Origin of the sequence: Shewanella sp. 10N.286.54.B9 (assembly GCF_041468565.1) — a bacterium.
Taxonomy (GTDB): Bacteria; Pseudomonadota; Gammaproteobacteria; order Enterobacterales; family Shewanellaceae; genus Shewanella.
Map to the genome: position 1 here is coordinate 1 of NZ_JBFRIY010000072.1, position 9883 is coordinate 9883.

At 43.1% G+C, this 9883-nt stretch carries 11 protein-coding genes; 6 read left to right on the top strand and 5 right to left on the bottom strand.

All coding sequences use genetic code 11. From position 1 onward, the window contains the following. Window positions 1-372: 372 nt before the first annotated feature. From AB4135_RS20685 to AB4135_RS20700, 4 genes are read right to left on the bottom strand one after another with little or no spacing between them, the layout of a single operon-like run. On the bottom strand, window positions 373-939 hold the full coding sequence (locus AB4135_RS20685) for a TlpA disulfide reductase family protein (RefSeq protein ID WP_371995319.1): 567 nt from the start codon (window positions 937-939) through the stop codon (window positions 373-375). Further along, complete coding sequence (gene nrfF / locus AB4135_RS20690; RefSeq protein WP_371995328.1) at window positions 936-1415, bottom strand: heme lyase NrfEFG subunit NrfF; 480 nt, start codon at window positions 1413-1415, stop codon at window positions 936-938. Before nrfF ends, AB4135_RS20685 begins: the two co-directional genes overlap by 4 nt. After that, window positions 1415-1969, bottom strand: a complete 555-nt coding sequence (locus AB4135_RS20695; RefSeq protein WP_371995320.1) for a DsbE family thiol:disulfide interchange protein — start codon at window positions 1967-1969, stop codon at window positions 1415-1417. The genes nrfF and AB4135_RS20695 overlap by 1 nt, the downstream gene beginning before the upstream one ends. A 16-nt stretch (window positions 1970-1985) precedes the next feature. Next, window positions 1986-3965 carry a heme lyase CcmF/NrfE family subunit gene (locus AB4135_RS20700; RefSeq protein ID WP_371995321.1) on the bottom strand — a complete coding sequence of 660 codons (1980 nt, stop codon included), beginning with the start codon at window positions 3963-3965 and terminating at the stop codon, window positions 1986-1988. 431 nt (window positions 3966-4396) lie between these two features. On the opposite strand from AB4135_RS20700, the gene ccmI reads away from it, so the two are divergent. Continuing rightward, window positions 4397-5650: a c-type cytochrome biogenesis protein CcmI gene (gene ccmI, locus AB4135_RS20705; protein ID WP_371995322.1), complete on the top strand. Its 1254-nt coding sequence runs from the start codon at window positions 4397-4399 to the stop codon at window positions 5648-5650. A gap of 62 nt (window positions 5651-5712) precedes the next feature. On the opposite strand, the gene AB4135_RS20710 is transcribed toward ccmI, so the two are convergent. Beyond that, on the bottom strand, window positions 5713-6006 hold the full coding sequence (locus tag AB4135_RS20710) for a cytochrome c5 family protein (protein WP_371995323.1): 294 nt from the start codon (window positions 6004-6006) through the stop codon (window positions 5713-5715). A 321-nt stretch (window positions 6007-6327) separates the two neighbouring features. Between AB4135_RS20710 and ccmA the strand changes: the two genes are divergently transcribed. The 5 genes from ccmA to ccmE are packed head-to-tail and all read left to right on the top strand — an operon-like array spanning window position 6328 to window position 9113. Beyond that, window positions 6328-6978 carry a cytochrome c biogenesis heme-transporting ATPase CcmA gene (ccmA, locus tag AB4135_RS20715; RefSeq protein ID WP_371995324.1) on the top strand — a complete coding sequence of 217 codons (651 nt, stop codon included), beginning with the start codon at window positions 6328-6330 and terminating at the stop codon, window positions 6976-6978. 9 nt (window positions 6979-6987) lie between these two features. Further along, on the top strand, window positions 6988-7674 hold the full coding sequence (gene ccmB, locus AB4135_RS20720) for a heme exporter protein CcmB (RefSeq protein ID WP_371995325.1): 687 nt from the start codon (window positions 6988-6990) through the stop codon (window positions 7672-7674). A 1-nt stretch (window position 7675) separates the two neighbouring features. Then, window positions 7676-8422, top strand: a complete 747-nt coding sequence (locus tag AB4135_RS20725) for a heme ABC transporter permease (protein WP_020912160.1) — start codon at window positions 7676-7678, stop codon at window positions 8420-8422. After that, window positions 8422-8619, top strand: coding sequence for a heme exporter protein CcmD (gene ccmD / locus AB4135_RS20730; RefSeq protein WP_371995326.1), 198 nt, complete (start codon window positions 8422-8424; stop codon window positions 8617-8619). The genes AB4135_RS20725 and ccmD overlap by 1 nt, the downstream gene beginning before the upstream one ends. After that, window positions 8619-9113: a cytochrome c maturation protein CcmE gene (gene ccmE, locus AB4135_RS20735; protein WP_371995327.1), complete on the top strand. Its 495-nt coding sequence runs from the start codon at window positions 8619-8621 to the stop codon at window positions 9111-9113. The genes ccmD and ccmE overlap by 1 nt, the downstream gene beginning before the upstream one ends. The last annotated feature ends 770 nt before the right edge of the window (window positions 9114-9883 follow it).

Sequence of the window (9883 nt, forward strand, 5' to 3'; positions counted from 1 at the left end):
GGAGGCGTATTCTACACTCTCCAGTGTCGGCGTCAAGCGCTTATTTTAAGAAGTTTTTCAAGCGATGATTTCTTAATCACTCTCGTGAAAAGAAGCACTACCCGAAGCTCTTAAAGCGTTTGTCACCTGAGGTTAATTTCCGAAGAAGTTAATCTCTCTAACACCGCTGCAAGTCCCGTACTACCTAAGTAGTTGGCCTGCTGTGCCGTGTCAGTGGATGCGCATTATAGGGAAATCGTAGCGGAGCGCAAGAGGCTAAATGAGAAAAAATGCAATAAAACGTCTAAGCGGACATTTCTCAAACGATACGCACAAAAAAGGGGCTAAAAGCCCCTTTTTATCGTCTATTTAAGCTTACTCAGTAATTAACTATTACTGCGTTTGCTCCAAGAAGCCTTTTATCAATGTAACAGCCTTGTCATCGTCCCAATCTACGAAGGTACGAACAAATGCAATTAACTCACCTTTTCTATTAAGTATAAAGGTGGCAGGAATGGTATCCAAAGGGAATACATCACTTAAGCTCTGCTCTTTATCGTAATAAGTAGTGAAGTTTTCCATTCCTAATGATTTAAGGAATGGTTCAACTTGCTTGTTACCGTCTAGATCTATCGATACCGGAAGGACTTCAAACTCTTCCGATCCAATTCTGTCAGAGAACCGACTAATAGCTGGCAGCTCTCTCACACATGGAGGACACCAAGTGGCCCACATGTTGACCATGATAACCTTGCCTTTGTACTGACTAAAATCAACAGGTTTACCCTGACTGTCTTTAAAAGGAACGGCTTCTATTGGAAATGGCTTAGGCAGAACACTAATTTGATCAACACTTGATTGGATCTCCTTTTCACCCTGCTTTTGCATACCAGGGTAAGCTTGCGCATGCCCTGCAAACATTAACACGACGGTAAAGAGTCCAAATACTAGGTTTTTCATTTAGTATCTCGCTTCAAAAGGCGATCGAGTTCTTGCTGATCTTCTGAAGTTAGCTCGTCAGTATTGGTTTCAGCAATACGCTGCTTGCGTATAAATAGAAAACCAATAAAGCCACCGAATATCAGTAGACCAATAGGGCCTAACCAAAGAACATAAGTCTTGGCTTCCATTCTTGGCTTATAAAGCACGAACTCACCGTAACGACTTGTCATAAACTCTATGATTTCGTCGTCATTTTTCCCTTCGTCAACCATTTCGAATACTTCTAAACGAAGATCTTGGGCAACTGGCGAATTAGAATCAATCAAATTTTGGTTCTGGCACTGTGGGCAACGTAATGAATGTGCCAAAGATAATCCACGCTTCTGGTTTTCCGGAGACTTAAACTCATAAGTATCAACCGGAGTCGCATTTACTACCGAAGCCATGCTTAATAGTAATACCAGCGCAGAAAAACTCTTAATAAGCGTTTTAATCATGATGCTCCATCCTTAGCTGCTTCCGCTTGTAACTCTTGAACCATTGGATAAAGGGTCTCTTTCCAGACACGGGAGTCTATTGGACCTGCATAGCGGTAACGAATAATCCCTTTATGGTCAACAAGGAAGCTTTCTGGTGCACCGTAAACACCCAAGTCTAAACCTAAACGACCATTATGATCGTAAATGTTAATAGCGTAAGGGTTGCCTTCGCGACTTAATTCACGAATGGCCAATGCCCGCTCATCACGATAGTTAATACCATAAATAGGCAAAACATCTTTGCGCGCCAACGTCATTAAGAAAGGATGTTCATACTTACATGAAGGGCACCATGTCGCCCACACGTTTAGCAGAGAAACTTCCCCCTTAAGTGTCTCATTAGTCAAAGTCTCCCCTGACTTTTCCAATATCTCTAGTTCGAAAGTCGGGATCGGCTTTCCTTCTAGAGCTGAATCGAGCTTTTGAGGGTTTAGGAAGAGTCCCTTGTAAAGGAACACCCCCAAACCTAAAAACACAACCAGTGGAAGAAATAAAACTAGCTTTTTCATACTCACCCTATTCCAATTATGCCGTTGCTAATTTATCACTGCCGTCTGCGGCTTTCTTATCAGTGCTTTTTGCTTTAACTCTATAACGCTTATCAGACGCAGCAAAGAAGCCACCAACCATCATAAAGATTGATCCGAACCATAACCAGCGAACGAATGGCTTATAGTTAAGACGAACAGCAAACTCGGTACGGCTGATAGGGTCGCCCATTGTGACGTAAAGGTCACGGAATAAGCCCCAATCAATACCCGCTTCGGTCATATCCATAGTACGTACATTATATTGACGACGATCAGGTCTTAATAATGTGACGTATTCATCATCTTGATAAACTTCAATCTGACCTTGTTGTGCTGTGTAGTTAGGACCAACAACATTCTTAGTCTCAATATACTTAAAGGTGTAGCCTGCTAACTCTTGAGAGACACCAGGTCCCATACGGACACTTTTCTCGATAGAGTAGTTAGAAACCATCGTTGCACCGACAACTGACACTGCAATACCAAGATGCGCAATGATCATACCTAGTTGGCTTCGACCAAGACGAGTCATATCGACAGGGCCTTCTTTGGTCTTAACCATATTGTAAGCAGCTCGGAATGTCATGATGGTTACCCAAGTTGCAGTACCAATACCAAACACTACCCAGATGTTAAATTCACCACCGGCAAGGAACGGTGCAGCAAGTCCAATTACCGAAGCGATAATCGCAGGTATAAGAAGTTGGCGTTTCAACTCACCATCTTTTGACTTCTTCCAGCGGATCACTGGACCAATACCCATGAAACCAAATAGCACTAGTACAATTGGAACAAATACGGCGTTGAAGTATGGAGGTCCAACAGAAATCTTGCCCATTCCTAATGCGTCAATCAGTAGTGGGTAAAGCGTACCAAGTAAAACGGTACCACACGCTACAGTTAGCAATAAATTACACACTAACAGCATTGTCTCTTTCGACTTAAGCTGGAAACGTGCAGGACTCTTCATCTCGCTCGCTCGGAAAGCAAACAAGGTTAACGAACCGCCGACGGCTAATCCGAGCAGGAGCAGAATGAACATACCTCGACTTGGGTCGGCAGCAAATGAATGCACCGACGTTAGCACGCCTGAACGTACAATAAAGGTACCTAGCAAACTTAGTGAGAATGCGAAGATTGATAGTAGAACAGTCCAGTTACGGAAAGCGCCACGCTTCTCGGTCACAATAAGTGAGTGAACCAGCGCGGTACCAATCAACCAAGGCATAAATGATGCGTTCTCTACTGGATCCCAGAACCACCAACCGCCCCAGCCAAGTTCGTAATAAGCCCACCACGAACCAAGCGCGATACCACCAGTTAGGAATACCCAAGCTGCCAATGTCCAAGGACGGCTCCAACGAGCCCAAGCAGAATCTAAACGGCCACTCATTAGTGCTGCAATAGCGAATGCGAAGCTGACAGAGAAACCTACATAACCTAGATAAAGCATAGGAGGATGGAAGATTAGACCAACATCTTGCAACATTGGGTTAAGGTCACGTCCTTCCATTGGGATCGGGAATAAACGCTCAAAAGGACTAGAGGTTAGTAGCATGAATAATGAGAAACCAATCAAAATCATGGCTAGAACCGCCAGAACTCGTGCAGTAAACACCTCTTCTAAACCTTTACTAAAGAGTGCGACTGCAGCTGCCCAAGCTGATAATGAGAAAACCCAAAATAGCAGTGAACCTTCATGACCACCCCAGACTGCAGCAATCTTAAAGAAGATGGGCAGTTCGGAATTGGAATGGTGCGCTACATAAGCGACGGAAAAATCGTCGACGGCAAAACTATAACCGAGCGCGATAACGGAGAACAGAATAAAAAAGAACATTCCGTATGTTAATGGCCAAGCATAGCGCACCAAGTATTGGTCTTTGCGAGCTACACCTACTAAAGGGACGATGGCTAAAAGCATGGCAAATGCCACACCGATAATCAGCGAAAAGTGTCCTAATTCTGGGATCATGGGTTTTCCTCAGTCCTAAATCATGTATTGATAAGCATACGCTAATATCATTACACACGAATCCGTAGTTAACACTACTAAAAGGGTACAAATTTAGCTCAGTTTAGTATTTGCTATTGTTCCTGTCTGCCTATTTCGTACAAATATGGGTGACTTGTCTCATTCTTTCCCTATCTTATTACGAGCAACACATAAACAGTTGTTCAAAAATTCCACCGTAAACTGAGCATATTTAGTGGGATTTTTAAGTCAGACTCAAGAAGTTCCCGTAAGTTTCGAGTTATTTTGCAAATAAAATCAATCTGTGAACAAGTACGCAACTATGACGATTTCAGGTTATATTACTGTTCAATGAATAATCTTTACGTATAATCTTATTCCTAGTTCAGCGGTGAATCCGCTTTTTCGCAAACTAAAGTGAAATAGACATAATGACCACATTCTGGATCTTGATAGCCTTATTTGTGTTGGTCAGCCTAGCGCTGATTTGGTTCCCACATTTTCGTCAGCAGCAAATGCGACGGACAGAAGAAGCCGGTGTTCGCAAAAGCACCAACTTAGAATTATTTAATGAACGTCTTTCTGTTTTAGAGAAAGAAGTAGAAGAAGATTTACTTGATCAAGCTGAATTCGATGCGCTTAAGAAAGAGCTCGAAATAAGCCTACTTCAAGATATGAAGCAAGGTGATGATGAATCTCTTGTCCATAAGGTTAAGCCTAAGAGTGTGGCCTGGCCAGCGCTAATGTCTGCCGTCATCCTCGGTATATCGGGTTATATGTACACCACACTTGGTGCGTATGAAAACTTAGATAAACCAATGACAGCAAATCAAGCACATTCTGGTATGGATGCAGCACAGATGATGTCTGAGCGAGTGCAAATGATGGAAGCACAAGCGAAAGCTGAACCTGAAAATAGCCAACTATGGTTTAGCCTTGGCCATACCTATATCTCAGCTAATCGTTATGACGATGCCATCATGGCATTCGACAAAACAATGGAGTTGGTTGGTGTGCATGCAGAGCTACTAGGACCTAAGGCTACAGCCTTATACTACCGCTCGAACCAACAGATGACACCAGCAGTTCAAGCTTTGATCGATCAGTCGTTAGAACTTGATGCTTCGGATCCATCTACATTACTACTTGTAGGTATGGACTCTTTCTTCTCTGCTGAATACCAAACCGCTATCGATGCATGGCAACTGATTTTGGACAGCGAGCGTAAAGATGTCGATCGTAGCGCAATTATCAATGCTATCGACAGCGCTAAGATGAGAATGAATGCCGAAGGCGAAATGCCTAATGATGATGCACATAAAAATGTTAAGCCAAAGGCCACAGCAAAAACAGTAACGGTTGAGGTTTCAATCTCTCCGGAACTGCAAGCTCAAGTTGCTAGCACTGACATGTTATTCATCTTTGCTCGCTCAACTGAAGGCCCTAAAGTACCGCTTGCGGCAACTAAAGTGTCTGCAGAGTCTCTACCGCTATCAATCACACTTGATGACAGCACCAATATGGGTGGCAACGTTAAGCTAAGCGATGCTAAGACTGTAGAAGTGATTGCAGTATTATCAAAACATGGCAGCGTGAAGCCACAAGCTGGCGACATTCAAGGCAAACTTGCAATGATAAAAGTGGGTGACACAGGGCAACTGGTTCTCGATACCCAAGTTCAGTAATTTCAAATTACATCCATAAAAAAACCGGCTATTAGCCGGTTTTTTTATGTCCACAATAGAGTTTACTTTGACATATACTCAATTGCTTTCTTGTAGTCTTCATCTGAACAATCAGTACACATGCCACCTGGTGGCATTGCGTTTAGGCCTGATTTAACACTAGATACTAGTGCGTCGGCGCCTTTCGCTAAGCGAGGCTCCCATGCTGCAGCGTCATGTGCTTTTGGTGCGCCGGCAACGCCCATGCTGTGACAAACTTGACAAGCTTTGTCGTAGACAGCTTTGCCATCTTGAGCAAAAGCACTTGTAGACAAAGTTAATGCAGCAGCTGCAGTCAGTGCTAATAATTTTTTCATTTTATAGGTTCCTAATGCAAATTCTAACAAAGCTCACGCTGCCCTTATAGAATGCGGCAGACTTATTATCGCTGCGCTAGGTTACTACAAACTTCACCAAATGGCATCTATTTGTGATTTAAATCGCGTTAAAAGCTGTTTAGCAAGACATAGTTCTCAAAAACGTTAATATATTAGCAAATGTTTAAAAAGTTCCTAAAAACTTTCTAATATTGGAACTACATCAAATTGCTGACACTTAGCGCAACACGGAACTAAACGCTTGAAACTCTATGTGTTAGTATCACTTGTGTTTTTATACGGCATGATATAGAGGGCTCAGTGGTAGAACAATCAAAAGCAACAACACTGGTATCAGCTAGTAACCTAACTTGTATTAGAGAAGAACGTATTCTTTTTGACGAACTGAGCTTTGAGATCACCGAAGGCGAGATTGTTCAAATAGAGGGCCCAAATGGCGCGGGTAAAACAAGTCTATTACGGATAATAGCGGGTTTGTCTCGCCCTTATGCTGGGCATATCAATTTTAAAGGTGAAGACATCAATCGTTGTCGAGACGAGTATAACGATGAGTTGTTATACCTCGGCCACCTCGCAGGCGTTAAAAGTGAACTGACCGCTGAGGAAAATCTTAACTTCAATTTAAGAATCAGCGGGTATGATGGCTTTGATACACGCGAAATCCTTTCAAAAGTAAATTTATCAGGTTTTGAAGAAGCTTTGGCAGGCCACCTATCAGCGGGTCAGCACCGACGCACTGCGCTAGCAAGGCTTTGGCATACAAACTGTAAAATTTGGCTACTCGATGAACCTTTTACTGCGATCGATAAAAAAGGCGTAGAGGAACTTGAACATTTGTTTTTAGCTCATGCTGAACGTGGCGGTTGCGTCATCTTAACGACCCACCAAGATATGGGCGTGATTGGTGACGACATCTTGCGGAAAATTCGTCTTGATTATCGCTTTGTTTAGGAAATAGCAATGAAAAAAGGTATCAGTTATACCCAAGCATTCGGTACGTTACTCAAACGAGATCTACAGATTGCTATCCGTCATCGCGGTGATATTTTTAATCCGTTATTGTTTTTTGTATTGGTAGTGACTCTATTTCCATTAGGTATCGGCCCAGAGCCACAAGTACTGACACGAGTCGCCCCCGGTATTATTTGGGTAGCAGCTCTCCTTGCTTCGATGTTGTCATTAGAACGCTTATTCAAAGCTGATTATGTCGATGGCAGTCTTGAGCAAATGCTGCTAAGCCCGCAACCACTGCCCTTAATGGTTTTGGCAAAAGTACTGGCACATTGGATATTAACAGGTGTACCTTTAATTTTAGTGGCACCTTTATTAGCAGTTCTGTTACACCTAGACACTAATAGCTATGGTGCGCTAATCGCAACATTAGCCCTAGGGACTCCAGTATTAAGTCTACTAGGAGCAATTGGTGTGGCATTGACTGTCGGATTACGTAAAGGTGGCGTGCTATTAAGCTTGCTCATTTTACCGTTATATATTCCGGTGTTGATTTTTGCTACCAGCGCAATTGATGCTGCTGGAATGAATTTACCTTATGATGGTCAACTCGCTATAATCGGCGCCATGTTGATCGGTTCATTAACGTTAGCACCATTCGCTATTGGTGCTTCCTTACGAGTGAGTACTAACTAAAATGTGGAAATGGTTACATTCATACGCGGATCCAGAACGCGCTTATAAGCTTTCAAGCACGCTATTGCCTTGGTTTGCTACCTTAGCAATTGCTTTTATCGGTATCGGCACTATTTGGGGCTTAGGTTTTGCCCCAACTGATTACCAGCAAGGTGACAGCTACCGTATTATCTTTATTCATGTACCAGCTGCCTCTATGTCTATGGCCGCATACATGGGTATGGCCACCTGTTCTTTCATTGGTCTTGTTTGGCAAATAAAATCTGCCGACTGGGCCGCTGCATCCATTGCTCCTATTGGTGCGGTAATTACCTTTATTGCACTCGTAACAGGCGCAACTTGGGGTAAGCCTATGTGGGGCACTTGGTGGGTTTGGGATGCACGACTAACATCTGAATTAGTCCTACTATTCCTTTATCTAGGTGTGATTTCTCTCTACGCCTCGTTTGAAGATAAGGTGTTAGCGGCTCGTGCTGCTGGGATCCTAGCTATTGTTGGTGTCATTAATATCCCGATTATTAAGTATTCTGTTGACTGGTGGAGCTCACTACATCAGCCATCTACGATCCGTATTACTGAAAAATCAACGATGTCGACTGATATGCTATATCCGCTATTGATTAACATATTTGGTTTCGGTCTGATGATCGCAGCAATTACATTAGTGAGATTTAGATCAGAAATTTTGGCACGAAATGGAATGCGTCCATGGGTGCGTGAACTTGCTAAAGCAGAAGGGGTCAAATAATGCAATTCGACTCAATTAGTGAATTTTTTAATATGGGCGGCTATGCTTTTTATGTATGGCTTGCTTACGGTGTCACCTTCTTCTCTCTTGGAACGCTTGTCGTTTTAAGTGTTAGACAGAAACGTAAAGTGTTAGTTGAAATCGCGAAGAAGATTCAGCGAGAAGAACGCTTAAAAGAAACTCGGAGTACTAAATAGTGAATCCAAGAAGAAAAAAACGCTTAACCCTAGCAGTAGCACTAATTGGTGGTGTCGCAGCAATCGCTTCACTACTGTTATATGCACTAAATTCAAACTTGAATCTTTTCTTTACCCCTACAGAAATTGTTCAAGGAAAGAAAGATACTGGTGTAATGCCTGAAATAGGACAACGCATCCGCGTTGGCGGCATGGTCACTATCGGCTCTATGGTGCGAGATCCGGATAGCCTGCATGTTGAGTTTGCAGTCCATGATGCAGCTGGCGGCGAAATCATCGTAACTTATGATGATCTGTTGCCAGATCTCTTCCGTGAAGGCCAAGGTATCGTCGCTCAAGGCGTTTTATCTGCTCCAGGTACACTGGAAGCAACTGAAGTTCTAGCGAAGCATGATGAGAACTACATGCCGCCTGAGGTTGCTGAGGCAATGGGCCAGAGTCATGAAAAACTTGATTACAGCGAAGATCAATCAAAAGCCGGTGGTTACAAGTAGGCCACGCGGTTAGTAATACAAAGCCCTCATTCATTGAGGGCTTTTTTGTGTAAAGTGCAAAACTTTTTTGCTCCCCAACGACAAAATAAATGGTCTAGCGGCCCTATTGCATGCAAGTGCATTCATCACCCTTCCCGTCAAATACAAAAAATGTCGCGCAACTGAATTGCTGAATAGACTTCTGTCATCGGATTCATCCAAAGGCCACAATACAGTTCTCTAGACGACTTAAAGAATATTGGAACTTATCATGCCGATAAACTCTTATCTCCGAACTACCATTGAAAGAACTGAGCCAAAGCCCTTATATCGCTACTATTCTTAGAGTTAATAATGCCGTACGGCCGAGACCTTATCTCATTAACGCAGCAGTCATAGTCCATTCGGCCAGATAAAGCTTAGGTGTCGATACGCAGGCTAAAGAGTGCCGCTGGCGTAAACATCAGCTAAATTCCTGATAAGCGACAAACCGATACAAACCAATTACTACAAACCGGATACTGCGTTAGTAACGTTTTTAGGGCACGCCATTATCTAGCAGTCAAAGTTAGACGAGTACAATACAGATTTTTTCTTACCATATATCAATGTGCATATGAGTAATTCACTTAGATATAACAGCGCAACCGCCTAGCTGTTCAAACTTTACCTACAACCTATAAATAGTACGAGAATAGCCCCCCCCCTCACCTATCGCCTTTCCGTATTTATTCATCTCTGTAGCTATGGCTGTGGCTGTGGCTGTGGCTGTGGCTGTGGCTGTGGCTGTG

Excerpts from the sequence above, each read along its gene's own strand:
- AB4135_RS20685 (WP_371995319.1), bottom strand. The coding sequence starts at position 939 with ATGAAAAACCTAGTATTTGGACTCTTTACCGTCGTGTTAATGTTTGCA.
- AB4135_RS20695 (WP_371995320.1), bottom strand. The coding sequence starts at position 1,969 with ATGAAAAAGCTAGTTTTATTTCTTCCACTGGTTGTGTTTTTAGGTTTG.
- AB4135_RS20700 (WP_371995321.1), bottom strand. The coding sequence starts at position 3,965 with ATGATCCCAGAATTAGGACACTTTTCGCTGATTATCGGTGTGGCATTT.
- ccmI (WP_371995322.1), top strand. The coding sequence starts at position 4,397 with ATGACCACATTCTGGATCTTGATAGCCTTATTTGTGTTGGTCAGCCTA.
- AB4135_RS20710 (WP_371995323.1), bottom strand. The coding sequence starts at position 6,006 with ATGAAAAAATTATTAGCACTGACTGCAGCTGCTGCATTAACTTTGTCT.
- ccmB (WP_371995325.1), top strand. The coding sequence starts at position 6,988 with ATGAAAAAAGGTATCAGTTATACCCAAGCATTCGGTACGTTACTCAAA.
- AB4135_RS20725 (WP_020912160.1), top strand. The coding sequence starts at position 7,676 with ATGTGGAAATGGTTACATTCATACGCGGATCCAGAACGCGCTTATAAG.
- ccmD (WP_371995326.1), top strand. The coding sequence starts at position 8,422 with ATGCAATTCGACTCAATTAGTGAATTTTTTAATATGGGCGGCTATGCT.